24 protein-coding genes are annotated in these 26,463 nt (G+C 63.5%); 12 read left to right on the top strand and 12 right to left on the bottom strand.

Annotated features, from left to right (window positions below; all coding sequences use genetic code 11):
- The 6 genes from HMI60_RS18535 to glyA are packed head-to-tail and all read right to left on the bottom strand — an operon-like array spanning window position 1 to window position 7,984.
- On the bottom strand, window positions 1-1,404 hold the full coding sequence (locus tag HMI60_RS18535) for an L-serine ammonia-lyase (protein WP_018780322.1): 1,404 nt from the start codon (window positions 1,402-1,404) through the stop codon (window positions 1-3).
- Window positions 1,404-2,057 carry a sarcosine oxidase subunit gamma gene (locus tag HMI60_RS18530; RefSeq protein WP_193590186.1) on the bottom strand — a complete coding sequence of 218 codons (654 nt, stop codon included), beginning with the start codon at window positions 2,055-2,057 and terminating at the stop codon, window positions 1,404-1,406. The genes HMI60_RS18535 and HMI60_RS18530 overlap by 1 nt, the downstream gene beginning before the upstream one ends.
- Window positions 2,050-4,995, bottom strand: coding sequence for a sarcosine oxidase subunit alpha family protein (locus tag HMI60_RS18525; protein ID WP_193590185.1), 2,946 nt, complete (start codon window positions 4,993-4,995; stop codon window positions 2,050-2,052). Before HMI60_RS18525 ends, HMI60_RS18530 begins: the two co-directional genes overlap by 8 nt.
- A gap of 2 nt (window positions 4,996-4,997) precedes the next feature.
- Complete coding sequence (locus HMI60_RS18520) at window positions 4,998-5,402, bottom strand: sarcosine oxidase subunit delta (RefSeq protein WP_018780319.1); 405 nt, start codon at window positions 5,400-5,402, stop codon at window positions 4,998-5,000.
- A gap of 21 nt (window positions 5,403-5,423) precedes the next feature.
- A complete protein-coding gene (locus tag HMI60_RS18515) occupies window positions 5,424-6,644 on the bottom strand; it encodes a sarcosine oxidase subunit beta family protein (RefSeq protein WP_039243264.1) in 1,221 nt (406 codons plus the stop codon).
- A complete protein-coding gene (gene glyA, locus HMI60_RS18510) occupies window positions 6,641-7,984 on the bottom strand; it encodes a serine hydroxymethyltransferase (protein WP_227453592.1) in 1,344 nt (447 codons plus the stop codon). Before glyA ends, HMI60_RS18515 begins: the two co-directional genes overlap by 4 nt.
- Before the next feature lie 150 nt (window positions 7,985-8,134).
- Between glyA and HMI60_RS18505 the strand changes: the two genes are divergently transcribed.
- The 6 genes from HMI60_RS18505 (at window position 8,135) to HMI60_RS18480 (ending at window position 16,683) form a co-directional block, all read left to right on the top strand.
- Window positions 8,135-8,806: a GntR family transcriptional regulator gene (locus HMI60_RS18505; RefSeq protein ID WP_018780316.1), complete on the top strand. Its 672-nt coding sequence runs from the start codon at window positions 8,135-8,137 to the stop codon at window positions 8,804-8,806.
- A 782-nt stretch (window positions 8,807-9,588) separates the two neighbouring features.
- The gene (locus HMI60_RS18500; RefSeq protein ID WP_193590184.1) at window positions 9,589-10,962 is read left to right on the top strand and encodes an MFS transporter; all 1,374 of its coding nucleotides are present in this window, start codon (window positions 9,589-9,591) and stop codon (window positions 10,960-10,962) included.
- A 27-nt stretch (window positions 10,963-10,989) separates the two neighbouring features.
- Window positions 10,990-12,246, top strand: a complete 1,257-nt coding sequence (locus tag HMI60_RS18495) for an aminopeptidase P family protein (protein WP_018780314.1) — start codon at window positions 10,990-10,992, stop codon at window positions 12,244-12,246.
- An 87-nt stretch (window positions 12,247-12,333) separates the two neighbouring features.
- Window positions 12,334-13,149 (top strand): IclR family transcriptional regulator, encoded by an 816-nt coding sequence (locus HMI60_RS18490; protein ID WP_193590183.1) that lies wholly within the window; start codon window positions 12,334-12,336, stop codon window positions 13,147-13,149.
- A gap of 92 nt (window positions 13,150-13,241) precedes the next feature.
- Window positions 13,242-14,426, top strand: a complete 1,185-nt coding sequence (locus HMI60_RS18485) for an IS30 family transposase (RefSeq protein WP_039243563.1) — start codon at window positions 13,242-13,244, stop codon at window positions 14,424-14,426.
- A gap of 208 nt (window positions 14,427-14,634) precedes the next feature.
- A complete protein-coding gene (locus HMI60_RS18480; RefSeq protein ID WP_193590182.1) occupies window positions 14,635-16,683 on the top strand; it encodes a glycoside hydrolase family 28 protein in 2,049 nt (682 codons plus the stop codon).
- A gap of 178 nt (window positions 16,684-16,861) precedes the next feature.
- Here the strand turns inward: HMI60_RS18480 and HMI60_RS18475 are convergent, their stop codons facing one another.
- The gene (locus tag HMI60_RS18475) at window positions 16,862-17,341 is read right to left on the bottom strand and encodes a DUF4383 domain-containing protein (protein WP_018779978.1); all 480 of its coding nucleotides are present in this window, start codon (window positions 17,339-17,341) and stop codon (window positions 16,862-16,864) included.
- Between the two features lie 157 nt (window positions 17,342-17,498).
- On the opposite strand from HMI60_RS18475, the gene HMI60_RS18470 reads away from it, so the two are divergent.
- From HMI60_RS18470 to HMI60_RS18460, 3 genes are all read left to right on the top strand, one after another.
- Window positions 17,499-18,467, top strand: a complete 969-nt coding sequence (locus tag HMI60_RS18470; RefSeq protein WP_193590181.1) for a hypothetical protein — start codon at window positions 17,499-17,501, stop codon at window positions 18,465-18,467.
- 94 nt (window positions 18,468-18,561) lie between these two features.
- A complete protein-coding gene (locus HMI60_RS18465; protein ID WP_018779976.1) occupies window positions 18,562-18,933 on the top strand; it encodes a helix-turn-helix transcriptional regulator in 372 nt (123 codons plus the stop codon).
- Window positions 18,930-19,397: an SRPBCC family protein gene (locus tag HMI60_RS18460; RefSeq protein WP_193590180.1), complete on the top strand. Its 468-nt coding sequence runs from the start codon at window positions 18,930-18,932 to the stop codon at window positions 19,395-19,397. The genes HMI60_RS18465 and HMI60_RS18460 overlap by 4 nt, the downstream gene beginning before the upstream one ends.
- Here the strand turns inward: HMI60_RS18460 and HMI60_RS18455 are convergent.
- Window positions 19,394-20,044 (bottom strand): LysE family translocator, encoded by a 651-nt coding sequence (locus HMI60_RS18455; RefSeq protein WP_193590179.1) that lies wholly within the window; start codon window positions 20,042-20,044, stop codon window positions 19,394-19,396. The two genes, HMI60_RS18460 and HMI60_RS18455, sit on opposite strands and share 4 nt — an antisense overlap.
- Window positions 20,045-20,145: 101 nt before the next feature.
- Here HMI60_RS18455 and HMI60_RS18450 point away from each other — a divergent pair, with 101 nt between their 5' ends.
- Window positions 20,146-20,601, top strand: a complete 456-nt coding sequence (locus HMI60_RS18450; protein ID WP_082010247.1) for an Lrp/AsnC family transcriptional regulator — start codon at window positions 20,146-20,148, stop codon at window positions 20,599-20,601.
- Between the two features lie 28 nt (window positions 20,602-20,629).
- Here the strand turns inward: HMI60_RS18450 and HMI60_RS18445 are convergent, their stop codons facing one another.
- From HMI60_RS18445 to HMI60_RS18435, 3 genes are all read right to left on the bottom strand, one after another.
- A complete protein-coding gene (locus HMI60_RS18445) occupies window positions 20,630-21,265 on the bottom strand; it encodes a hypothetical protein (RefSeq protein ID WP_193590178.1) in 636 nt (211 codons plus the stop codon).
- Complete coding sequence (locus HMI60_RS18440; protein WP_193590177.1) at window positions 21,262-22,749, bottom strand: WXG100 family type VII secretion target; 1,488 nt, start codon at window positions 22,747-22,749, stop codon at window positions 21,262-21,264. Before HMI60_RS18440 ends, HMI60_RS18445 begins: the two co-directional genes overlap by 4 nt.
- 91 nt (window positions 22,750-22,840) lie before the next feature.
- The gene (locus HMI60_RS18435; protein WP_026267476.1) at window positions 22,841-23,299 is read right to left on the bottom strand and encodes an Lrp/AsnC family transcriptional regulator; all 459 of its coding nucleotides are present in this window, start codon (window positions 23,297-23,299) and stop codon (window positions 22,841-22,843) included.
- Between the two features lie 362 nt (window positions 23,300-23,661).
- On the opposite strand from HMI60_RS18435, the gene gluQRS reads away from it, so the two are divergent.
- The gene (gene gluQRS / locus HMI60_RS18430) at window positions 23,662-24,549 is read left to right on the top strand and encodes a tRNA glutamyl-Q(34) synthetase GluQRS (protein ID WP_055975396.1); all 888 of its coding nucleotides are present in this window, start codon (window positions 23,662-23,664) and stop codon (window positions 24,547-24,549) included.
- A gap of 25 nt (window positions 24,550-24,574) precedes the next feature.
- Window positions 24,575-25,735: a serine hydrolase domain-containing protein gene (locus HMI60_RS18425; protein WP_193590176.1), complete on the top strand. Its 1,161-nt coding sequence runs from the start codon at window positions 24,575-24,577 to the stop codon at window positions 25,733-25,735.
- Window positions 25,736-25,761: 26 nt separating this feature from the next.
- Here HMI60_RS18425 and HMI60_RS18420 read toward each other — a convergent pair whose 3' ends face one another.
- Complete coding sequence (locus HMI60_RS18420; protein ID WP_193590175.1) at window positions 25,762-26,400, bottom strand: TetR/AcrR family transcriptional regulator; 639 nt, start codon at window positions 26,398-26,400, stop codon at window positions 25,762-25,764.
- Window positions 26,401-26,463 lie beyond the last annotated feature (63 nt).

Below are 26,463 nucleotides of genomic sequence, written 5' to 3'. Positions count from 1 at the left end.
TCAGCACTCCACTACGTTGACGGCGAGGCCTCCACGGGAGGTCTCTTTGTACTTGGATTTCATGTCCGCGCCTGTCTCGCGCATGGTCTTAATGGCCTTGTCCAGCGATACCTTGTGGCTGCCGTCGCCATGCAGGGCAAGGCGGGCGGCGTTGATTGCCTTGACGCTGGCAATCGCGTTGCGTTCGATGCAGGGGATCTGCACCAGTCCGCCCACGGGGTCGCAGGTGAGGCCCAGGTTGTGCTCAATGCCCACTTCAGCGGCGTTTTCAACCTGCTCCGGCGTTCCGCCGAGGACTTCGCAGAGCCCGGCAGCAGCCATGGAGCAGGCAGAACCCACCTCGCCTTGGCAGCCCACTTCGGCGCCGGAAATGGATGCGTTGATTTTGAACAGGATCCCGACGGCCGCCGCCGCGAGCAGGAAGCGCACGACACCGTCGTCGTTCGCTCCCGGAACAAACTTTGTGTAATAGTGCAGCACCGCAGGCACAATACCGGCCGCGCCGTTGGTGGGGGCGGTGACAATCCTGCCGCCCGCGGCGTTCTCCTCATTCACGGCCAGAGCGAACAGGTTCACCCATTCCATGGCGAGGAGGGGGTCCGAGGGATTGGATGCAGCCCCGTCGGCCTTGTTTGCGGCGTCGGTGGCCGCGAGCGTCTTGAACAACGACGGCGCCCGTCGCCTGACCTTCAAGCCTCCAGGCAGGATGCCCTCGGCGGAGCAGCCGTTGTCCACGCATTCCTGCATGACGGCCCAGATTCCCAACAGCTTTTCGCGAAGTTCTTCCTCTGAGCGCCACACGAGCTCGTTGGCCAGCATGATGTCGGAGATGGACTTGCCTTCGCGCACGCAAATGGCCAGCAGTTCATCAGCAGTGGTGAAGGGGTACGGAAGCACGGTGTCGTCCGCTACGACTTTGTCGGCCCCGGAGGCGTCCCCGTCCACCACGAAGCCGCCGCCGATGGAGTAATAGCTGCGCTCCCGCAACACTGCCCCCGTATGGTCCAGTGCGCGGAACGTCATGCCGTTGGGGTGGGCCGGAAGCGACTTACGGCGGTGCAGGACCACGTCCTCGTCCCAGTTGAAATCCACCCGGTGGTTCCCGCCCAGACGCAGTTCGGCATCGAGCGCGGCGGCGGCAACCTGGTCGTCAGCCGTGGCAGTGTCCACAGTTTCGGGGGAGTGGCCCTGCAGTCCAAGCACCACGGCCTTGTCGGAACCGTGGCCCCGGCCGGTGGCGCCCAGGGAGCCGAAAAGCTCAGCCTGGACGCGCACCGTGGCCGGGAGCTGGCCGGATGATTCAAGACCATCCGTGAACTGCTTCGCCGCACGCATCGGGCCCACCGTGTGTGACGATGACGGCCCGATGCCCACAGAAAACAGATCAAGCACACTCAGTGCCATTACGGGACCTCAGGAGAAGCGTATTCACGCATGGCGTCCAGGAGCCAACGTCCCAGGAAATCGGCAAAGGACGCCCGGGGAAAGATCCGGTAGCCCTCATCCGAGGTCTTCCAGAGCATCACCGGGATGTGGGCAAGTTCGGTGGAGACAGCCGTGCCGGCCTTGAACACCCGGGGGTGCAGGTCCAGCGAGCACGTCTTCTCCAGCACTGCGCGGGCATGGCTGCCGGTGAGCTCAAACGTGGTGCGGTTGGCGGACAGATCCACCACCTGGCCGGCGTCGCTTCCCAGGGCCGTGGTCAGGTCGCTGACCAGGGAGCCGCCGAGGGAGTCGTGGGCTTCTTCCGGTGCGACCACCAGGAACTCGGTGGGCCCGAGCCACAAGGTGTTGACGGAGCCCTTGTCCGCAACGGCGGCGACCGTCACCTCACCGCAAGCGGCGGGCAAGCCGCCGGTCACGGACGCAACGCGGGCACCGGCGTCGGACGTTCGGTCAACCCGGATCCCCACCATGGCCTGGTACGGGATTTCGGTGAGCGTCACCGTGCCCGGCACGGAGCCGGAGGTGAAGGCGTCAGCCAAGTGCTCGGCGGGGCTGCGGCGGGCGCCCCGTACGCGGTTGACGGTTTCTGATGGTGTTGCTGTTTCAGCCATCTTTGCGGGTCCCTTCAGCATCGAAAAGTACGGTTTCGCCAACAACCACGTCCACCAATTGGTCTCCCAGCGAGGCCACGAGGGTCTCGCCGATGCGGTTGCGGCCGTTCTGGATGAGCGCCAGGGCGAAGGAGCGGCCCAAGGCGGCGCTGTGGTAGCTGGAAGTTACGAAGCCTTCCATGGGGACAGGTCCGTTTGCCGGGTTGACCGGGATGCCCTTCTCCACCAGCTGCGTGCCTTCGGGCAACCGCAGCGCGCGGTCCACAGGGAGGACGCTCACCAGGTGCTTGCGGTCCTCGCGGCTGGCGTCCTCACGGAGGTAGGAGCGTTTGCCGATGAAGTCCTTGGCCTTGGAAACGATCCAGTCCATGCCGGCGTCCTGCGGGGTGACCGTGCCGTCGGTGTCCTGCCCGACGATCGGGTAGCCCTTCTCGGCGCGGAGCACGTGCATGGTTTCGGTGCCGTACGGGGTGATGTTGAACTCTGCACCTGCGGCAGCGACTGCTTCCCAGGTGTTGAGTCCGTACCAGGAGGGCACGTTGATTTCGTAGGCCAGTTCGCCGGAGAAGGAGATGCGGCAAACGCGTGCCTGCACTCCCGAGGCCAGCGTGGTCTCGCGGAAGGTCATGAACGGGAAGGCCTCAGCATCCAGGCCGCCATCCACGGCCAGCTGCGGTGCAACCTTCGCGAGCACGGCGCGGGATTTCGGTCCGACGACGGCGATGGTGCTCCACTGCTCCGTGACGGAGGTGAAAACAACGTCAAGTTCCGGCCATTCAGTCTGGTGCCATTCCTCCAGCCAGTCGAGGACCTTCGCTGCGCCGCCCGTGGTGGTGGTCATGAAGTAGCGGTCATCGTCCAGGCGGAGGGTCACGCCGTCATCGAAGATCATGCCGTCGAGGGTGCACATGACGCCGTAGCGGGCCGAACCCGGAGCGAGCTTCTTGAACGCGTTGGTGTAGACGCGGTTCAGGAATTCGCCCGCGTCCTTGCCGCGGATCTCGATCTTGCCCAGCGTGGTGGCGTCCATGAAGCCCACGGAATCGCGGACCGCCGCGCATTCGCGCAGGACTGCCGTATCCATGTCTTCACTGCCCTGCGGGTAGTACCAGGGGCGCTTCCACTGTCCAACGTCTTCGAACAGGGCGCCCTGGGCAACGTGCCAGGGGTGGATGGACGTGACCCGGGCGGGGTCGAAGAGCTCGCCGCGCTGGCGTCCGGCCAGGGCTGCGAAAGCCACGGGCGTGAACGGCGCACGATAGGCGGTGGTGCCGATTTCACCGACTCCCGGAACGCTCTCCGCGCCGCCGAACTTCAACGCGGCGGCGATGACGCCGATTGCGTTGACGCCGGAGGTCTTGCCCTGATCGTTGGCGGTGCTGATGGACGTGTACCGCTTCACGTGCTCCACGGACCGCATGCCCGCCCCGGTGGAGCGGAGGACATCCGCCACGGACTGGTCGCGCTGGAAATCGACGAAGTGGTGGTGCCATTCGCCGGGCTCACCGGACTGGCCGGGAACCAGCCACAGCTGGCGGCTCGGTGCGCTTGCCACAGGGGCCTGCAGTTCCACCGGGGTGGTTGCGGATTCGAAACCGGCGGCAATGGATGCTGCTGCTCCGGCCGAGATTCCTTCAGCCAGGCAATCCTGCAATTCGTAGCTGCCACGTCCTGCGCCGACAACCTGCTGGTCACGGACCGGGGCTGCGGGGATGAAGGCGGCAAGTTCGTCGTCCCAGCGCAGCTTGCCCTGGCGCTGGCTGTGGAGGTGGACCACCGGGCTCCAGCCGCCGGAAACGGCGAGCAGATCGGCAGCCAACTGTTCGACGCCCGAGGTGAGTTCGCCGTCGTCGTTGATGCTCCGGACGGTGACGCCGTTCAGGCGGCCGTTCTCATCCGCGGACGTGTCGGCCACGGCACTGCCGATGAGGACCCGGATACCGGACTCGACGGCGGCGGCTGCTTTCGCGCTGATCTGCGGACGGGCGTCGACGACGGCGGCAACCGCCACGCCTGCTGCCTTCAGGTCCGCGGCGAGTGCGTAAGCGGAGTCGTTGGTGGTGCTGATGACGACGCGCGAACCGGCGGCCACTGCGTAGCGGTTCAGGTAGGTGCGGGCAGCAGAGGCGAGCATGATGCCGGGGCGGTCGTTGTTCTCGAAGACCAACGGACGCTCGTGGGCACCGGGGGCCAGGACAACCTGCTTGGCACGGATGTGCCAAATACGCTGGCGGGAGACGCCTGATGCGGCCGGGACGCTCAGGTGGTCCGTGCGGTTCTGGGCCGCGATGAAGTAGTTGGAGTCGTAGGAGCCGAAGGCGGTGGTGCGGTTCAGCACCGTGCACTCTGCTGCCGAAACCAGTTCAGCTTCAACATCGGCAACCCATTCGGGGGCCGGCTTGCCTTCGATCTGCTCGGCAAGCTCTGGCGTGGTTGAACCGGAGAGCAGCGAGCCGCCGAGTTCGGGCTGGTCGTCGATCAGGATGACGCGGGCGCCGGTGCGGACAGCCTCGCGGGCTGCCGCCAATCCGGCGATACCGCCGCCGACCACCAGGGCATCCGTGTGGACGTACTTCTTGTCGTACTCGGCCTTGTCCTCGTTGGGGTCAAGTTTGCCCAGGCCGGAAAGGAGTTCGATATTCATGCCGTCCACCAGCGAAACCGCGGTGGCAGGGAGCATGGATTCGGCAACGTGCCCGGGGAAGCGCGGAGCGATCTTCACCAGGGCGTTGGACTCTTCCACCCCGGCGGCCATGATGCCGCGGGGGCGGTCCTCGTAAAGGGAGTTGCCTGCATTGATGTGGCCGTTGGCCAGCAGCGCGGAGGCGATGGTGTCACCCGGGTGGCCGGTGAATTCCCGGCCGTCCACGGTGAAGCGCCAAGCGATGCTGCGATCGATGCGTCCGCCGGTGGCGAGGCGTGCGTTCTTGCTGGTCACTTTCAGACTCCTTCCGAGGTGGTGGGGGCAGTGGCTGTGCCGGGGGCGAGGCCTGGTTCGCCGGCCTGGCCGTAAGCGCCGCTCTGGGTGAATTCGCCTGGCTTCTCCGGTGCGGCCTTGGGGCTCGACGCGGTGATGTCGGGTCGGGGTTGGCCCATTGCGTAGATGGAGTGGATTTCGTAGCTCACGGTGTCGCGGAGCATGTTGAACCACTGCCGGCAGCCCGTGCTGTGCACCCAGCGTTCAGCGAAAGTGCCCTTGGTGTTCTCGCGGTAGAACAGGTACTCGGCCCATTCGCGGTCGCTGAGGTCGTTCGGGTTTTCGGGGTAGGCGATGTGCGCCTGGCCGCCGTAATGGAATTCGGTTTCATCGCGTGGCCCGCAGTTGGGGCATGAAATGAGGAGCATGTCTTTCCTGTCCTGTCCTGGCTAGTGGGCCACGGCTGCTGCGCCGTGTTCGTCGATGAGTGCACCGGTCTCGAAGCGTTCCAGCGCGAAAGGCTTGTTCAGCTGGTGCGGAGCACCCGTGGCGATAGTGTGGGCGAAAGTCAGGCCGGCAGCAGGGGTTCCCTTGAAGCCACCGGTTCCCCAGCCACAGTTGACGAACATGTTCTCTACCGGGGTGAGCCCGACGATCGGCGAAGCATCCAGTGTGGTGTCCACAATTCCGCCCCAGGTGCGGAGCACATGGGCCCGGGCGAAGATCGGGAAGAGCTCAACAGCTGCTGCCATCTGCTCCTCGATCACGTGGAACGAGCCGCGCTGGCCGTAGCCGTTGTAGGAGTCGACGCCGGCGCCCATCACCAGTTCGCCCTTGTGGGCCTGGGAGACGTAGACGTGGACGTGGTTGGACATGACCACCGTGGGGTGGACAGGCTCGTGCAGTTCCGACACCAAGGCCTGCAACGGGTGCGACTGGATCGGCAGGCGGAAACCGGCCATTTCGGCCAGCACGGAGCTGTGGCCGGCAGCGCAGAGGCCCACCTTTTCGGTGTTGATGGTGCCGCGCGTGGTCTGGACACCGGTGACCTTGTTGCCGTCCTTGATGAAGCCGGTGACCTCGCAGTTCTGGATGATGTCCACACCGAGTTCATCGCACTTCCGGGCGAAGGCCCAGGCGACGTGGTCGTGCTTCGCAATGCCTGCACGCGGCTGGTACGTGGCGCCCATGACCGGGTAGCGGATGTTGTCGCTGGTGTTAAGGATGGGGCAGAGTTCCTTGACCTGGTCCGGTTCAAGCCACTCAGCGTCCACGCCGTTGAGCCGGTTGGCACCCACGCGGCGCATGCTCTCGCGGACATCGCCCAAAGTGTGGGCGAGGTTCATGACGCCGCGCTGGCTGAACAGGAAGTCGTACTCCAGCTCTTCGGGCAGGATTTCCCAGAGCTTGAGGGCGTGCTCGTAGATGGCAGCGCTCTCGTCCCAGAGGTAGTTGGAACGGATGATCGTGGTGTTGCGCGCCATGTTGCCACCGGCCAGCCAGCCCTTTTCCAGGATGGCGATGTTGGTCATGCCGTGGTTCTTGGCCAGGAAGTACGCGGTGGCCAGGCCGTGTCCACCGCCGCCTACGATCACGGCGTCGTAGCTCTTCTTCGGATCCGGGTTGCGCCAGAGGAAGTCCGGGTGCTCGGGGAGGTGGTCTGCACTCACTGGGCTGCTCCAATCAGTTCTGCTTCGGTTCCGGCGCCGTTTCCGGCCGTGGAAAGGTTGGGGTAGAGGGGCAGCTTGTCTGCCAGTGCGGTCACGCGGTTGCGCAGTTCGACGGCGGTCGAGTCGTCCAGGGTGCCGGTCGCCGCTGCGGCGATCAACGCCGTCGCAATAATGTCCGAGACCTCCGTGAACTCTTCGGCTCCGAAGCCGCGGGCCGCGAGTGCCGGGGTGCCGATGCGGAGTCCGGAGGAGACCATCGGCGGGCGGGGGTCGAACGGGACGGCGTTGCGGTTGACCGTGATGCCGATCCGGTGGAGGGTGTCCTCGGCCTGCTGTCCGTTGAGTTCGGAGTTGCGGAGGTCGGCGAGGACCAGGTGAACATCGGTTCCGCCGCTGACGACGGAGATACCGGCCGCGGCGACGTCGTCCTGGAGGAGGCGCTGGGCCAGGATCTTGGAGCCTTCCAGCACGCGGGCCTGGCGCTCCTGGAATTCCGGTTCCGCAGCCATCTTGAAGGCCACAGCCTTGGCGGCGATGACGTGTTCCAGCGGGCCGCCTTGCTGGCCCGGGAAGACAGCCGAGTTGACCTTCTTGGCGATGTCGGCGTCGTTGGTCAGGATCACGCCGCCGCGCGGGCCGCCGAGGGTCTTGTGCGTGGTGCTGGTGACGATGTGCGCGTGCGGCACGGGGCTCGGGTGGAGCCCGGCTGCCACCAGGCCGGCGAAGTGGGCCATGTCCACCATGAGGTACGCGCCCACCAGGTCCGCGATGCGGCGGAACTCGGCGAAGTCTACGTGGCGGGAGTAGGCGGACCAGCCGGCGACGATGAGCTGGGGCTTGTTCTCAAGCGCGAGGCGCTCAACCTCAGCCATGTCGATGGTGTGGGTGTCCTCGCGGACGCCGTAGGGGACCACGTTGTAGAGCTTGCCGGAGAAGTTGATGCGCATGCCGTGGGTCAGGTGGCCGCCGTGGGCGAGGTTCAGGCCCATGATGGTGTCGCCTGCGTTGATCAGGGCGTGCATTGCCGAAGCGTTGGCCTGCGCGCCGGAGTGCGGCTGGACATTGGCGAATCCGGCGCCAAAGAGGGACTTCAGGCGGTCGATGGCAAGCTGTTCGATCACATCAACGTGTTCGCAGCCGCCGTAGTAGCGCTTGCCCGGGTAGCCTTCGGCGTACTTGTTGGTCAGCACTGAGCCTTGGGCTTCCATGACAGCCGTAGGGGCGAAGTTTTCAGAGGCGATCATTTCCAGCGTGGACTGCTGGCGGATGAGTTCCTGGGCGATCGCCTGATCAACCTCCGGGTCCGCCTGTGCGAGCGGGCGGATCAGGGGTTCAACCATGGTGTTCTCCTTTGACGATTGTCTAGTGGCCGACTGTTGGGCAACTGATATATTAGAACTGTTGCCATAGTATGTTGAAGATCACATGGTCGTCAACAGGTCTGCGGCAACTCGTCCGACAGACTGGGATTGCGACAACGGGAGAGAGCCATGACCACAGCTTTGGAAGCACTGGAATCAGCTCCGCAGGGTACGTCCCTCGCGGAGAACGCCTACCTGCTGCTGCGTGACAGGCTCATCATGCTGGACATCAAGCCTGGCGATCCCATCAATGACGGCCAGATCGCGGCCGAACTCGGCATCGGCCGCACCCCCGTCCGCGAGGCCATTAAGCGCTTGGAGAGCGACCACCTTGTGGTTTCCTACCCCCGGCGGGGTACATTCGCCACCGGAGTGGACATCACCCAACTCGCTGAAGTCTCCGAAATCCGCGAACTCCTGGAGCCCCTGGCATCCCGCAAGGCCGCACGCATGGCGAGCCCCGCAATGCGCGACGAACTCCGCGCCGTAGCTGCCGCCATCCGGGACCTCGAGGGGCAGGATGCTTCCTCGACCGAACTCATGCGCTACGACATCCAGGTCCACCGGCTCATCTACAAAGCCTCGGCCAATGCGCACCTCGAGGACGTCCTCATCAGGTACGACAACCTCGCAACCCGCATCTGGTGCCACATGCTTGAGAAGATGCCCTCGGTCTCCGGCCACATCTCCGAGCACGCCGACCTCCTCACCGCCATCGCCGACGGCGACGAAAACCTCGCCGCCGAGCTGGCCCTGAATCACGTGGTCAGCTTCGAAGAGACCATCCGCAAGGTCCTCTGACCCTCACTCACGTTCCGCGTGCTTGGCGCGGACGCTTGCTCACGTTCCGCGTGTTTCCTTCCGACGCTTCCTCACGTTCCGCGTGCTTGGTGTGGACGCTTCCTCACGTTCCGCGTGCTTCCTTTCCGACGCTTGCTCACATTCCGCGTGTTTGGTGTGGACGCTTCCTCACGTTCCGCGTGCTTGGTGTGAACGCTTGTTCACGTTCCGCGTGCTTGGTGCGGTCGCTTGTTCACGTTCCGCGTGCTTCCTTTCCGACGCTTGCTCACGTTCCGCGTGTTTGAGCTGGGTGTGATCTGGGTTTGACCCAAATCGCCGGGAGTCTGATGCTGCCCGCTTGTCGGTGAGTCGCGAGGCCCGACGTCGGCACCCAGGCTGGGTGCCGACGTCGGGCTTTCCCTCTTGTGCGGCTGAGGGGGGTGGGTTGAAGGGCGGGGGTGTGATGAAGCGTCGGGTTGAAGGGCGTGGGGTGTGATGAAGCGTTGGGTTGAAGGGCGTGGGGTGTGATGAAGCGTTGGGTTGAAGGGCGTGGGGTGTGATGAAGCGTTGGGGTGAAGGGCGCGGGATGTGAGCGAGGGTTGGGCGAGTTTTAGCTCTCAGTGCAACTTGAAATCACCCAGTGCAACAAGGAGCGAATCCACCCTCGCCCCCACGCTCCGCAGCACTTCGCCAGGGCAGCCGCTCGAAATTTTGCAAATCACCCCTTGACCGTGATCCACAGCACACATACTCTGGTGCAACAGCGTTGCGTTGAATGCAACCCCAATGATTTTGGTGGACACATGAGCAATGAATCCTCTGTGGCAGCCGAGCAAGGCACGTCACCCGCCTCCGGCCACGACCACACACCCAGCCCCAAGAACACAGCCAGCAAGAACACAGTCAGCAAAGACACCCGACGGCGGGTTGTCACTGCCAGCTTCATCGGCAACTTTGTCGAATGGTTCGATTACGCCGTCTACGGTTATCTGGCCGGCATCATCTCCTCGGTCTTCTTCCCTGAGTCCGACCGGCAAACCGCCCTGCTCGCGACCTTCGGAGTCTTCGCCATCAGCTTCTTCGTGAGGCCGCTCGGCGGTTTCATTTGGGGCCACATCGGAGACAGGCTCGGCCGCAAGCAAGCACTCAGTCTCTCGATCGTCCTGATGTCGGTGGCCACTTTCTGCATCGCCCTGATCCCGGGCTACGCCACGATCGGCGTCATGGCGCCCATCCTTCTCCTCCTGGTCCGGGTAGTCCAAGGCTTCTCGGCCGCCGGCGAGTATGCAGGCGCGTCCGCCTTCCTGGTGGAGTACGCACCGGCCAATCGCCGCGGACTCTATGCCGCCGTCGTGCCTGCAAGTACGGCAGCGGGACTGCTGCTGGGATCCCTGCTGGCCGCCCTGCTGAGTTCGATCCTCACCACAGAGCAGCTGAACGAATGGGGCTGGCGCCTGCCCTTCCTGCTTGCGGCACCCATGGGCCTGATTGGTCGTTACATCCGGACCAAGCTGGAGGACACGCCGGCATTCCGTGAACTGGCCGAGAAGGACACCGCAGTCAAAGCACCTGCCTTCGCCATGTTCAGGACCTACCGGAAGCAGCTCATCATCGCCACCGGTGCGGTGCTGCTCAACGCCGTCGGCTTCTACGTGATCCTCAGCTACATGCCCACCTACCTGTCGGAAGAGCTGGGCTTCGGAGCCTCGGAATCGTTCCTGGCCACCACCATTGCCCTGGCCAGCTACATCGGCTTCATCTTCCTGACCGGTATTGCCTCCGACAAATTCGGCCGCAAGCGCATGCTCATGACGGCGTCAGTCCTCTTCATCCTGCTGACCGTCCCGGCCTTCATGCTCCTGGACACCCGCAACTTCCTGGTGATCGTGCTGGTGCAGATCCTGCTGGGCGGGATGCTCACCCTCAACGACGGTACCCTGCCCAGTTTCCTCGCCGAACTCTTCCCCACGAAGGTCCGCTACACCGGCTTTGCTGTCAGCTTCAACCTCTCCAACGCCCTGTTCGGCGGCACCGCACCGTTCATGGCAACACTCCTGATCGGCATGACCCACAGCAAGCTGGCCCCCGGCTGGTACCTCGTGGCCGCCGCCCTCGTTTCCCTCATCGCAGTCCTTTTCGCAGCAGAAACGTCAAAGAAGCCGCTGCAGCAGGACTAGTCGAACCAACCCATTGAAAGGAACACCATGACCATCACCGAAAACGAGTCCGTCAACGATGTCGCAAAACTCGAGCGCACCAAGGTCCTTCACAACGGCGGAAAGGTTTCGCTGACCTTCTCCGACGCTGAGTTCGAACGCCGCCTCGCCGGCCTCCGCAGGATTATGGCCGAGAAGGACCTCGACGCCGTCGTCCTCACCAGCTACCACTCCATCAAGTACTACTCCGACTTCCTCTTCACCTACTTCGGCCGGTCCTACGGCATGGTGGTCACCAAGGATGACACGGTCACCATTACGGCCAATATCGACGCCGGTATGCCTTGGCGCCGCAGCTACGGCGACAACCTCGTGTACACGGACTGGCGCCGCGACAACTACATTCATGCCATCCAGGAAGTCCTGCGGACCCGCGGCATCAACCCGCGCCGCATCGGCGTCGAGGATGACTCGCTGCCCTTGGACAACCGGAACAAGATCCAGGCCGCGTTCTCCGGCGCGACGCTCGTGGACGTTGCGCAGGCGGCCATGCGCCAGCGCATGATCAAGTCCGACGAAGAGATCGCTGTCATCAAACACGGCGCGCGCATCGGTGATTTGGGCGGCGAAGCCATCCGTAACGCGATCACTGCGGGTATCACGGAGTACGAGGTTGCCCTGATCGGCACCGAGGCCATGGTCCACGAGATTGCCCGGACCTTCCCCGACTCGGAAATCCGCGATACCTGGGTGTGGTTCCAGTCGGGCATCAACACCGACGGCGCCCACAACTGGGCCACCACCCGCAAGATCCAGGAACACGACATCCTGTCCCTGAACTGCTTCCCGATGACCAGCGGCTACTACACCGCCCTGGAGCGCACCCTGTTCTACGGCGAACCGGATGCCCGCTCACTGGAACTGTGGAACATCAACGTTGAGGTCCACAAGCGCGGACTGGAACTTATCAAGCCGGGCGCTGTCTGCAAGGACATCGCTGCGGAGCTCAACGAGATCTACATCAGCCACGGCCTCCTGGCGAACCGGACCTTCGGCTACGGCCACTCGTTCGGTGTGCTCAGCCACTACTACGGACGTGAAGCCGGTCTTGAACTGCGCGAGGACATCGACACGGTCCTCGAGCCCGGCATGGTGGTTTCGATGGAGCCCATGATCACTGTGCTGGACGGCCAGCCGGGCGCCGGCGGATACCGGGAACACGACATCCTGGTGGTCGGCGAGGACGGTGCGGAGAACATCACCAAGTTCCCGTTCGGCCCCGAGTACAACATCATCGGAGCCTAGGGTGGAACGGCCGGCGGGCGATGTGCACGGCGTCCGCCGGCCCTGGTCCGGAACTTCCGGGCCGCCGCGGCGAAATATAGTGAACCCATGACTCCCACGGAAACCAGCGAGACTCCTGACGGCAACAACGGTAACGGCGACAGCAAGAGCACGTCCGTCATCGTCAACGCCATCGCGGTGCTGAGGAGCTTTACTGCAGACGAGCCGCTCCTGGGGGTCACCGAAATCGCGGGCCGGATCGGCCTGCACAAGAGTACGGTGTCTCGCATCCTGGCCACGCTGGAGCAGGAAAACCTGGTAGAGCGCGACGTCGATTCGCGCAGGTTCCGCTTGGGGTTGGGGATGATCGCGATGGCGGGCCCCCTCCTGGCGGAACTCGAAGAGCGACGCGTGGCCTACCCCGTACTGCGGGAGTTGACCGAACGCACGGGCGAGACGAGCGCCCTCATGGTGTGGAACGGCGTCGAGTCCATGTGCGTGGAGCAGATCCCCAGCCGCCACCAGGTGAAACACCTGGCCCCGCTCGGAGCCCGCTACAACGAGGCATTGAGTTCATCGGTGCAGGTGTTCCTTGCCAACGAAGACAAGGACAGGGTGCGGAACCTGCTGCGCAGTGGTTCCATCACCCTGCCGGGCCTGGACGAAGCTTCTGTCGAAAGTTACCTGGCTCGGCTTGAAGAAGCCGCTAAACGGGGCTGGGCCGCCAACTTCGGCGAAACCTCCATCGAAGAGGTCGGGGTTGCTTCGCCGGTCTACGACCACAGGGGCGACATCGTGGCCTCCGTCTTGATTCCTGCCCCCAAATTCCGGGTCTCACAGGACACCCTGGGCAGCCTCGGCGAAGCCTGCGCCGCAGCCGCGGCCAAGGTCACCACGCGCCTGGGTGGCCGCTCCCTGGGGTAGTTGCCCATCCGCCGTCGAGGTGGCATTTGATGACAATCCGCCGCGGGCAAAGTCATAGGGTCGTTGCAACGCTCTGATTGATGGAGCGTTTTATGGTCAAGTTGTTCCCCAAGGCTGCGCGTACTGAGTTTCTTGATTTGGTGTGTGCGGGGATGCCTGTTCGTACTGCTGCCCGGCGTGTCGGGGCGGTGCACGCTACCGGGCACAATTGGTGGGTTCAGTCTGGCCTAATGATGACCGTGAACCGGGGTGCTACCGGAGGTCTTGCCGATCCTGCTCCTTCAGTCGGGGGCCCTGGCCGTGCGTTGGGTCTGGAAGAGCGAGGCATGATCCAGATGGGTGTGCGGATGGGCCTCAGTTACGCGAAGATCGGCGCATTGATCGGGCGGGATAAGTCCGTAGTTTGGCGGGAGGTCAAACGCCACACGAGCGCGGACGGGAAGTACTACGCCTCGGTCGCTCACGCCAAAGCGCATCAGGACAGGCGCCGTCCCAAACCCTTCAGGCTGGCCAAGGACGAGGGTTTGTGCCGGCTGATCGGCGTCTGGATGGATGACGGGTGGAGTCCGAAGCTGATCTCCTCGATGTTGGCGTATTACTTCGGTGACGATCAGACTATGCAGGTGAGCCACGAGACGATCTACCAGGCCCTTTACGTCCAAACCCGCGGGAACCTGCGGGCGGACCTGGCCGAAAAGCTCAGCCTGAAACGCAAACAACGCATCCCCCACGGCACTGACCGGCGCGCCAACAGCCCCTATAAAGAGGCCTTCAAGATCAGCCAACGTCCCGCCGAGGTCCAGGACCGGGCAGTGCCCGGGCATTGGGAAGGTGACCTCATCATCGGCGCCAACGGGACAGCGATCGGAACCTTGGTGGAACGCTCAACCCGGTTCACGATCCTGCTGCACCTGCCAGGGGACCACACCGCGGAAACCGTTGCCGCCGCGATGATCCGGGAGATGGCCTCCCTCCCGGATCACCTGCGCCGGTCGATCACCTGGGACCGCGGCACCGAACTGGCCGACTACGCAAAAATCCAGACCGCTCTCGATACGACGATGTACTTCTGCGACCCGCACTCGCCCTGGCAGCGCGGCACCAACGAAAACACCAACCGGCTCCTGCGGTTCTGGTTCGAGAAAGGCACTGACCTTTCAGTGCACACCCCCGAGGACATCCGCCTGGTCGCAGCGAAACTCAACCGCCGCCCCAGACCAACACTGAACCTCGAGACCCCAGCCAACCGGCTAAACCAGCTGCTACAAGCGGCCTAACCCCCAGCGTTGCTCCCACCAATTGACTTTGCCGCGCAAACATTGTCATCAAATGGCATCTCGGCGCGCAGCCAAGTGCTTGACCCCGCCCCCAAACCTTCCTAGGGTGTTCTGAGAAAACGTTTTCTTGCTGTTTCCCAAACATTCCCGGAGAGCCCTTAGCCTCCAAGTACTGGGGCACGCCGTTGTGCCCCGGGAAGGATCATCCATGCGATCGACCCGAAGAAGACCGGAAATACGCCAAAGCCTGGGAGGCCTCGCGCTGGCAGCAGTGATGGGATTGGGCTGTGTTGTGGCCGCAGGCCCGCCGGCCTCTGCGGCTCCAGCCGGCAAAACGGACAGCCCGGCATGTTCCACCTCCAGCATCCACCTTGATTCAGGCAACGGCAGGGCACCACAAAACCTATGTGTCCCTGCGCAGGCTACCGGCAGTGACAAGACGCTGCTGGTGTGGAACAAGCCGGACGTTTACGACGACGTCGTGGACTACCGCGTCTACTTGAACGGCAGTGCGTTGGGAACCGCGGAGGAGAACGCGCGGATCTTTTCGCCCGCCCAGGAGTACGTGGACGCGTTCCGGGCCGCCGACAAGGATGGATTCCACGTCCGGACTGTGGCCCACAACTTCACGGTGACCGGCTTGTCGCCGCGCACCAGCTACCAGTTCAGCGTGACCGCTGTGAGGAAAGACGGAACCGAGTCTCCGGCGAGTGGGCCAATCACCGTCACCACCACGCCCGAACGGCACCAAGTCACCATCACCAATCCTGCGTACAAGGCCGTGGGCGATGGAAAGACCCTTAACACCAAAGCAATCCAGAAGGCCATTGACACCTGTAGAACCCCGGGCTGCACCGTGGTGGTTCCTGCAGGTACCTTCAAAACGGGGGCACTTTTCCTCCACTCGGACATGACCCTGGAACTCCAGGAGGGCGCACGCCTGCTCGGCTCCGACCAAGCGGAGGACTACCCCTTGGAGAAGGGCTATTACCTCTACCCGGTACCTGAGCCCCTCCCCGCGGAGGCCGAATACCGGAACTACCGCCGGCCGCCGTCGCTCCTTAATGTCCTTCCGGACGACAACGGCCGCTCGACGGCGGGACGCGAACCTGGCGCTGCGGCCAGCAATGTCCGCATCGTCGGCAAAGGCGTGGTGGACGGAAGCGGGTGGAAGCGCACTGCTGAGGGGTCGATAGTGGATGAGGCGGGGAACGAACTTCCGCAATACGTGGCAAGCTCCGCCGGCAAGGTCCTGGACGATGGCTTGTTGGCAGCTGACCAGTTCCACAAGGCCAAGGAGCGCCCGGAATCCCTCATCGGGGTGATCAACAGGCCGGAAACCCTGGACGACTCCGTACTGTACGGCCAATACCGCTCCAGCTTGATGACCTTCATGGGAGTAAAAAACCTGTACATCGAGGGAGTCACAGCGGACAACCCCGCGTTCCACGGTGTGATGATCCTGGACACGGAAAACAGCACGGTGAACGGAATGCGGCACACCACGTTCAACGCCAACAACGGTGACGGTCTGGAGTTCGGCGGTGCAAACAACGGCATTGTCGTGAACAACTTCTTCGACACCGGAGACGACCAAGTCAACTTTGCGGCCGGGCAGGGCAAATACGGGGCGCAGGGCCGGCCGAGCGAGAACGTCTGGATCTTCAACAATTACATGCGCATGGGCCACGGGGGAGTCGCTGTCGGTTCCAACACGGCAGCCTGGGTGCAGCGGGTCCTCGCTGAGGACAACGTCATGTACAAAGTTGAAACCGGCGGCCTCCGGATGAAAAGTACCTCGGACATGGCCGGAGGCGGCCGGGACTTTCTCTTCCGCGACACCGCGATGGCCTGCATGGGCAGCAGTGCTTTCATCATGTCGCTCAGCTATAACCAGTCACCGTCCGGATATGTCGCCGCTGAATCGGCCACGTTCAAGGACGTGGTGATACGGAACATTTCCGTGGACGGCAACAACTCGCCCACCTGCGGCATGGCTGTATCCGACAGCAAACCGGTGATCGATATCCAGGCAGGGCCGTCCCTCGGCGAAGGAACGGCCACCCTCAGCGCCTTCACTTTCCAGGACGTGGTGTTCCGGAACGTCAACCCCGCCAACATCAAAGGCCTGCAGGATTCCACGTTTGACGGCGTGACGTTCCAGAGCGTGCGGAACAACGCCAATCCCTGGCGCCTGGACCAGTACTCCACGGGAAACACGTTCACGGATGTCCATCCCATGCCGGCGGCACAGTAGCGCCCGCCGCTGCTGGCGCCCATCCGCCGTCGGGTTGGCAGTTGATGACAATCCGGGCGCGCAACCATTGTCATTAAGTGGCATCTCGGCGGAGGCGGGTGGAGGGGTGCAAAAAGCGGCGGCCGTCCCCGGGAAGGGGGCGGCCGCCGTCGTTGTTCTGCCAAGCGGCGTCGAAGGGTTACATCTTCCTTCGCGTCGCGCTGGTTTCGTCCATGACGTCCCTGCCGAGCCATGCACCAAGGCCGATCATGGCAACGCCAAGGATCAGGTGGAGCCAGTTATCGGCCGTGTTGAACGGGACAAAGTTGGCGCCCGTTTCCTGGTTGATGACCAGGCCGTAGATCCAAAGAACGATGTACACGGCGCCGCCGCCCAGGAGGAACAGGCGGGCCATGCGGTCGTTCCTTGCCATGGCCAGTCCGGCCGCGCCGAACAGCAGGTGAACGATGTTGTGGAGTATGGACACTTGGAAGACTCCAAGCAGCATGGCGCCGGATTCATGTCCCGCAAAGGTCATGGCGCCGTAATTGGTGGTGATTCCCGGGATAAAGCCCAGGACGCCTACCAGCAGAAATACAATGCCAACGCCCATGGCGGTGTTGCGAAGTGTCAACCCCATCATGTGGTGGTGTTCGGCGGGGTGCGAAGCGGTGGTCATCAGTCCTCCCTTTCACGCGGTTATCCGGCTCTTCTCCTGGAGAGCCGACCTGCGGCAAGGGGTGTCGCAAAACCTTGCCGACGCCGCCATAATACTCCTGAAATGCTCTGGATAGCAGGGGGATGAGCGCAGTTCAGGCGGCGGTTAGCATGGATTCATGAGCCAAGTGCCGAATGGTCGGGTGCACACGATTTTTCATGACGTCCGGGACCTGACGCCCTTCCGGGAAGGGTACGTACGGACGCCGGTGCGCGGACTCGCCGACGGCGTAAATGGAGTCCTTTCCGGTGTCAGCGGCCGGGACCACGCGCGCTTGTCCCTCGTGGGCAGTGTTCCCAGGCTAAAGATGCTGTCCTCCAAGCCCGCGAAGGCCATGCATGAGGCTGTGTTCTCCTCCACCGATCCGGACCGTCTCCTTGCGTTCGCCCGGACGAACCCGGGCTGGGCGGGCTTGTGCCACATCATGGCGGGCCTGCTTGTCTATAAGCACGGCGGGTTCTTGCGGGCGTCGGAACTGCTGCAGCGAGGGTTGACAACCAGGATCGACGACGACGCCAGCCAGTTCTCGGCCATGTACCTTGGTCAGGTGGTCACCCGGGTTGAGGTCGCCGAACGCATCGAGGTGCCGGTGCTGTTCAGCGAAGAGTCGGTGTTCCTGGCACTGGCCCACTGTCTGCGGGAAATGGGGATGACCGAAGCCGCCCTCGAAGCTGTGGCAGCTTTGCCGCCGTCGTTGCCTTCTGCCTTGGCGCGGTGCACGGCTGCGTTCTCCTTGGAACGCCACCGCGATGTGGTGGTCTGGACGGAGGGACTGCTGAACACGGATGATCTCTCGGCCGCGTTGTTGCTGATCAGGGCGCGTTCCCAGCGGGCGCGGGGCGACTTTGAGTCTGCCCAGGCGGCGCTGAGGGAAGTCCTTCGCCGCAGGAAAACCAACTTGGCGTTGAAGAATGATGCCCTCACTGACAGGGCCCTCTTGGCGTTGGACCAGGGACGCCGGACGCTGACGCCGTGGTCCCGGCGGGCTGCCCCGCCGGCGGTGCTTGAATCGGTGGAGGTTATCCGCAAGGACGCCGAGATGCGGCGCTTGTGGGAGAACGACTTCAGGCAGCTGGGCGGGGAGTAAAAAACCGTTGCACACGAAGGGGTGCAGGCGTATTCTCTTAATCAACCAATTGGTTGATCAAGCGATTGGTTGATTATGGAAGGTTTGCTGGTAAATGACACAGGATGCTCCAGGCCAAGACGCCCTGGACAAGGCCTTCATGGCGCTGGCGGATCCGGTCCGGCGGGCCATCGTTGCCCGGCTTTCCCGGGGAGATGCCACTGTCAACGAGCTCGCGGAACCGTTCGCCATTTCCAAGCAGGCGGTTTCCAAGCACATCCAGGTCCTGGAACACGCAGGCCTGGTGACCCGCTCCCGGGATGCCCAGCGCAGGCCCGTCCACCTGGACGCCGCAGCACTGGAACGCCTGACGGCGTGGATTGATCAGTACCGCCTGATCGCCGAGTCCCGCTTCCGGCGGCTCGACCAGCTGCTCGCCACCCACACCTCCCCACAGGAACAAGCAAAGAAAGAGGAACTGCAATGAGCAACGAAACCACCATCACCGCAGACGACGGCGTCCCCTTCGTCGATACCGTTCGGGAATTCGACGCCCCCGTCAGCGCGGTTTTCAAAGCCCATGTTGATCCGGACCTCCTGGCCAAATGGCTGGGGCCTCGGGACGCCAAGCTGAACGTCACAAAGTACGACGCGACCACCGGCGGCAGCTGGCACTACGAAAGCGGACATGGGGACGAGCTGTTTGGCTTCCACGGCATCTTCCACACAGTGGACGCGGATGAGCTGATCATCATGACGTTCGAATTCGATGGAGCCCCCAACCAGGTCGGCATTAGCAGCACCACCTTCGAGGAAATCTGCGGCCGCACCCGGCTCGTGGCGCACGAGGTCTACCCAACGGTTGAAGCGCGCGACATGGCCTTGGCGACCGGAATGAACTACGGAGTGGTGGAGGGGTATGAGCGCCTGGACGAACTGCTCGCCACCTAGAACGCCTGGAAGCGCAGCACGAGTGGAAGAACCTGCTCCGACAACAGCACCGTCCCCAGCCCGATCATGACGATCCCGCTGGTCAGGGTGACGGCCCGTGCGGCGCCGGGCCGGGAGGCCAGCAGCTTCCTGGAGGTCAGGGCCACGGCGGTGTAGACCATTCCTGCAAGGATCACGAAGGTCAACCCCAGCAAGCCCGACTGCACCGGGACGGGCAGCGCCGCATCCGGGCTGACGAACTGTGGCACCAGGGCCACGAAGAACAGGAGCCCCTTGGGGTTGATGCCGCTGGTGCCCATGCCCTGGAAGAACGTGCGGATCTGGTTTCCGGAATTCACGACGCCGTCTTCCCCACTGAAGCTTGCGCCTCGCCACGAGCGGATGGTGCCGATGCCAAGCCACAGCAGGTAGGCCGCACCGGCGATGGTCAGCCACCCGAGGAGCCCGGGAACCCCGGCCAGGAGCGCAGCGAGTCCGGCAGCCATCAAGAGTGTGTGGATCACGTAACCGCTGCAGAGGCCAGCGACGGCGGGAACGAAACTGCGCTGACGCAGGCCCGCCGAAATCGAGTACGCCCAGTCGACTCCCGGTGTGCAGGCCAGGGTGACTGCCACGAGGACGAAGGCGAGGAACAGCTGCGGGTTCACGATCTCTCCAGAGTTAGTTGGTACGAAAACTCTAGGTAAAAAGCGCCCATAAGTGTTCCCGTTTTTAGCTCTGAAGAGCCGGTTCTCGGTAAGATAATTGCGTGATTGACGGTATCGATAGAAGTATTTTGCGCCACCTCAAAGAGGATGGGCGGATGACGGCCACAGCGCTGGCTTCCAAAGTCGGTTTAACCGTCGCTCCTTGCCATCGAAGGCTCCGCGACCTGGAAGCGACAGGGGTCATCCGCGGATACCGCGCAGACATCGACCCCGCCGCCGTGGGGCTTGGTTTCGAGGCGATCGTCTTCGTGACTTTGCGCCAAGTGGACCGGGGAACGATGGCCGCCTTCGAGGCCAGGGTCACCGCCAGCCCCAACATCGTGGAGGCCCAGCGCCTGTTTGGTTCGCCCGATTACCTGTTGAAGGTCATTGCCGCGGACCTGCCCGCTTATCAGCGTTTCTACGACGACGAGCTTGCGGCCCTTCCAGCGGTGGAACGGCTGACGTCAACGTTGGTCATGAAGAACCTGAAGACCAACATCGGGCCGCCGGTTTAGCCTGCCCGCAGGCCGTTCAGCTCGCCGTTCAGCTGGCCGGGCTCACGTGCACGATGATGACTTGGGTGTCTTTGGAGCCGTCGAAGCGGAGGTCGTAATTGACCTCCAGCCCGGTGCTGGTCCCCGACGTCAATGAGTAGTCGCTCTTGGCGGAAGGGTCCTTGCTGGTGGAGGAAATCCAGCGTTCGGCGTCGTCGGCGTCGATGCCGTACTTGTCCACTCCCTCGCGGATCAGGGCGTTGAATTCCTCCGCGGAAGCTGCAGTGAGGAAGTACGTGACCTCGGTGAAATCAGGGCGCGCGTCGGTGGTCTTGAACCGGATCCGGTCCGTTTGTGCGGTGATCTCTCCGCTGGGGCCGACAATGGCCAGGTTGATCTTCCCGGAGTCCTGGGTGTTGATTTCCGGGCCGTAGCTGTCCTCGGATACACGCACAGCCGATTTCTGCAGGCTGCCGCTGCTCATGTCCAGGCGCGCTTGCTTGTCGGTCCTGATCCGGTCGACACCTGCGGCATCAAGCGTGGAGAATTCCGAGGTAATCACTGTGCTCCCTTGGGAAGTTGATGGAGAAGCGGGGACGGATAACTGGCATGCGGTGGTGGCGAGGATTCCCAAGCCAGCCGCCACGGCGATTGCCAGCCGCGAAAGCCACTTGGTCCGGGTCATTGGTGAACCTCGGCATCGAAGCCGTCCAGGAAGCGGTCCATGATTCCCGGAATGTTGTTGGTGGGTCTGTACTGTTCAACGCGGTCGTTGAAATCCGAACCGATGATGTCCCGGGCCTGTTGGGGATTGTTGGCCAGCAGGTCCTGGTAAGCGGGGAGGGTGTCCTGCTTGATGAGGGCCCAGCGTTGCTCGGCGTCGGCGATGTTGCCGTCCGGGAAGCCGGTGGTGAAGTCCGTCCGGAACTGCGTCGGGTTGTCCCAGTTGGTGAAGGGCAGGTTCTCCGGGCCGGGGCTTTCCACGCTGAACTTGTAGGGGAAGACTGCCGGGTAGCTTTTCGCGCCGGGAATCGAAGGCTCGCCGGCGAGGGTGACCATGTACGTCACGGCTTCCCCTCCCGGATGGTTGCGCATGTCAGTGTAATCGTCGGCGATGATTTCGTTCTGCTCCCGGTACAACAGGGCCGTGTTGCCTTCCTTGACCTGTGCGGGATCGCCGGAATCAATCTGGGCCCATGCTTTCGCAGTTTCCGGGTCGATCGCACCAGAGTCCCTGAGGCGGTTGATTTCGTCGATTCCACCGTTCATGTAGGCCTCGTGCTGCCGGGCCTGGTCCAGGAAGATCTCTTTGTTCATGTCCAGCATGGACGTTTCGTAGAACTTGATCTCGGCGTCGGTCATGCCGGCAAGCTGCTCGATCTGGTCGAGAACCGGGATGGGGATGTCCGACGCCGGATTGTCGGCGATCTGCTGTGCCAGGTCGCGGAGCATGGCCATGTCCTTGAACCCGCCGGCGAAGGAAGGGCCGATCATATTCGCCATGCCGGCCCACTGAAGGTCCGGGTTGGACAGGAAAGCCTGCCCGTAGAAGTCGTAGACCTTTTTGATGGTTTCCCAGTTGTACTCGGTACCCTTGCTGGTGTCCCACGTGGACGGGTCGATCCCCATCTCCCGCATGGCTTGTTGGTTCCAGTAATCGCTGAGGAACTGGGAGTACTCGGGCGATTTCTTCTCGATCAGGCCCGAGTCGGCTGCGGCATCCATGGCGGCCTTGGCGTCCTGGGGATGTTCGAGCGCCCACTTCTTGAATTCGTCGCTTCGAAGGTACTGTGCCCGCTCTTCGGGCGTCATTCCGTTCAGCAGATCCGTGAGCTCCTGGCCGTTTCCGCCGGAGCCGCCGGTTCCGCCAGCGCCGCCGGCCCCGGATCCGCCGGCCCCGCCATTGCTCGCGGCGGCCTGTTCGTCGGCGTTCTTCAACAGGCTCCGGGAAGCGGCCTTGATGCCGGAAGCCGCGCTCTGGAGGGCCCGCAAGTGCGAGCTGTTCCATTCGTGACGGAACCGGTCGCCGTCGTTCCCCCGCCAGGGACTGTTGGTGATGGACCCCGACAACTGTTGTCCCAAGGTGGTGAGGCTGTCCGCATTGCGGGCCAGTTCCTTGGCCAGCTGACGCAGCTGTGCGACGTCTGAGCCATAGAAGTTACCCGCCACGTCGCCCCCATTGTTGTGTGCTGATGATCTGGCCCCATCCTAGGCCGCCTGCGGAGCATGGCACATGGGGACAACTTCCCTATGTGCAGAACTACTCCAGAAGCAGGCCCGTTGTCCGGTACGGAATCACCTCACGGAGGAACATGCTGGTGGAGGTCCTGACGATGCCGGGGCACAGCCGGATTTCCTCCGACACCCGGTAGAGGTCGTCGGGGCTCTTGGCCACCACCCTGATGATGAGGTCGGTATCGCCGGCGGGTGCGTGGCATTCCAGGACTTCCGGGATTTCGCGCAAGGCCGCGATGGCCTCGTTCAGGTGGCTTTGGTCGAGCTCTGCGCTGACCGCCGCAGCCACGCCACGGCCCAGGGCAGATGGCAGGACGCGGCTGCTGTTGGCACGCAGGGCGCCGGAGGTTGTCATGCGTTCCAGGCGGGATTGGACCGTCCCTCGCGCGAGGTGCAGCTTCTGGGCCAGGACCATGATGGGAACGCGGGGATCGTCGTCGAGCGCAGCGAGGATTCTGCGGTCGGTCGCGTCGAGTTCCTGCAAAATGACCACTTCCTGTCGGATTTTTGTTTCTGGAGTAGTCAGATCGATCAAGGAAATGACTTCCTGTTGCACCTACTGTATGCCCCCTGTTGAAATGATGACAACGAAGCAGGACGAGGCTACCGCCGAAGCCCGCCGGCACCAGGCACCCGGAACACCACCCGGAGCCCTGTACAGGTTTCCCGCAAGGAAGCAGCCGCTGATTGACTCTTGTTCACAGCATTGTCATTCTGCACTCGTCCGCTGATGCGGACAGCACAGCAAGAGCCCCTGAGCCACCGGATCGTTGCGGTAGCTGAGGGGCTCTTGTGTTGCCCGGCTGTGTTGCCCGGCTGTGCAGGGATGGCACATAGGCTTGGTGCATGACTTCCGCAGGGCGATTTGCCCCCAGCCCGTCCGGCGAGCTGCACGTTGGCAACCTCCGCACGGCCATCCTGGCATGGCTGTTCGCGAAGTCCACTGGCCGTGATTTCCTGCTGCGCGTGGAAGATCTTGACCGTGCCAGGTCCGGCGCGGAAACCGGGCAGCTCCGTGATCTGCGGGCCATCGGCATCACGTGGGATGCGGATGTGGTGCGCCAGACTGAGCGCGCGGCACTTTACGACGCTGCGATCCAGCGCCTGACGTCGGAGGGGCGCACCTACGAGTGTTTCTGCACCCGACGGGAGATCCAGGAAGCGCCTTCCGCCCCGCACGCTCCGCAGGGGGCCTACCCCGGGACGTGCCGGCGGTTGTCCCACGCCGAGCGTGAGATCAGGCGCGCCTCACGCCCGGCGTCGATCCGTCTGCGGTCCGGGGTTGGCGGGTGGCCTGTTGAGGACCAGTTGCACGGCACGTTTGAGGGCGTGGTGGACGACTTTGTGCTGCGTCGCAATGACGGCGTCACTGCCTACAACCTGGCCGTGGTGGTGGACGACGCCGCCCAGGGAATCGACCAGGTGGTTCGCGGTGACGACCTCCTTCCCTCCACCCCGCGGCAGGCGTACTTGGCGACGCTGTTGGGCTTGCCGGTTCCCGTATATGCGCATGTTCCGTTGGTGGTGAACCACGACGGCGTCAGGCTGGCAAAGCGCGACGGTGCCGTAACGCTGGACGACCTCGCCGCCGTCGGGATCCCCGCCGCGCGTGTCCGCGGCCTGATGCTGGAATCGCTCGGCCTGCCCGGTGGATCACTGCAGGACGCCCTGGCGGAATTCGATCCGTCGAGGCTGCCCAAAGAGCCCTGGGTGTGGATAACTCCCCAGGCCTGAAGAGGGCACCACGTAGGCTGGCTGGATGCATTCACAGATGGTCGCCCCCGGTTTCGAATCCGTCGCCGAACTCTTCGGCCGTTTCCTGGCCCAGGATCCGGAGTATTCCGCCCAGGTGGCTGCGTATCATCGCGGCGTCAAAGTCCTGGACCTGAGTGGGGGGCCGCATATCCGCCCCGACTCCGTCACGGGAGTGTTCTCCTGTTCCAAGGGTATGGCGGGCCTGGTCATGGCCTTGCTGGTGCAGGACGGCCAGCTGGACCTTGACGCCGAGGTGGTCAAGTACTGGCCCGAATTCGGCGTCGAAGGCAAAGACTCGATCACGGTTGCGCAGCTCCTGTCCCATCAGGCCGGACTGTTGGGGCCCGAGGGAGGCCTGACCCTGGACGAGGTCAACAACTCTGCGCTGGCTGCGGCGAGGCTCGCCGCGTTGCCCCCGCTGTGGAAGCCCGGTGCAGCGTTCGGCTACCACGCGCTCAGCATCGGAATCTTCATGGAGGAGTTGTGTCGTCGGATCACAGGCTCGACGCTCCAGGAGATTTTCGAGCGCCGCATCCGGGCCGTAACCGGTGCGCACTTTTACCTTGGGCTCCCCGAATCCGAGGAGTCCCGCTTTGCACCCTTCCGATGGGCCGCTGATCCTTCCTGGCCATGGGTGGACCCGGCAAGCCATTTCGGTCTTGCCGCCAATGCCGCCGTTGGCGACATCCTGGACCTGCCCAATATCCGCGAAGTCCGTGCCGCGGGACTGAGCTCGGCGGCAGGCGTGTCCAGTGCAGATGGCATGGCCAGGATTTATGCGGCGGCTTCAACGGGCCTGGCCGGCGAACCCGGGCAGGCCCTGGGCGGGCAGGCCCTGGCAGGCGGGCAAACCGCCGTCGCGCCCTTGCTGGCTGAAGAGACCATCCGCGCCGTGACCGCTGAGCAAGTCTTCGGCATTGACCGGGTTTTCGGTGAGACCGGCTGCTTCGGGACCGTTTTCATGAAGTCGCACAGCCGGATGCCGTTTGGCAGTTACCGGGCGTTCGGGCACGACGGCGCCAGCGCCTCTTTGGGGTTTGCGGACCCTGTGTATGAGCTCGGCTTTGGCTACGTGCCGCAGCAGGCCGAGCCAGGGGGAGTGGGCTGCCGTAACTTCCAGCTAAGCTCCGCGGTGCGGGAAGCCATTGCCGGCCTGACGCCGTAGATCCAGCGCAGGGCTGTTGCGCTGGGCTAGTTGCGCTGCCCTGCCTGGCTTGCCTGCGTGATTTTGGCTGCGGGCACACCCGCAGCCATGCCTGCCCAGAGAGTGTCGGTGGTGGCGGAGACCATGGCATCCACCGTCGTTCCCTCCAGATGCTTGCCGGCCGCGAGCAGCGCCGCGCCGTGAAGGCTGACGAAGCACACCATGGCCAACGTTTCGGGGTCGCCGGGGGCCAGCTCGCCGGCATTCTGGGCTTCGATGATCATTGCCTGGGCTATTTCGATTCCCTGTCCACCGGTGTTTCGAAGCTCGGCGCTGGAATCCGGGTGATGCTTGGTGGAGTACATGACGGTCAGCAGGGCGGGCCGGGAAACCGCGAATCCGACGTAGGCTTTCGCGACGCTGACAAAGCGCTCCTGGAGGGTGCCGCCGGACTCCGCGGCTGTGCGGATGCGGTGGTTCATCGATTCAAAGCCTGCCATCGCCAAGGCGTCGATCAACGCCTGCTTGTCACGGAAGTGCTTGGCTGGGGCCCCGTGGCTGACGTTCACGTCCCGGGCAAGTTGGCGGAGGGAAAGACCCTCGACGCCGGCCTCCTCGATTGTTTCCATGGCGCGCTCCAAGAGGGCTTCCCGAAGTTTGCCGTGGTGGTATGGCTGTTCGATCATGGGTCAAGTCTAGGCCAATGTAGGCATTGACAACAATGTAGCCACTGCCTACCATGTAGACAG

The sequence above is a fragment of the Paenarthrobacter sp. YJN-D genome, assembly GCF_015040335.1.
Lineage (GTDB): Bacteria > Actinomycetota > Actinomycetes > Actinomycetales > Micrococcaceae > Arthrobacter > Arthrobacter nicotinovorans.
This window is presented reverse-complemented; position numbering and strand designations above follow the sequence as displayed.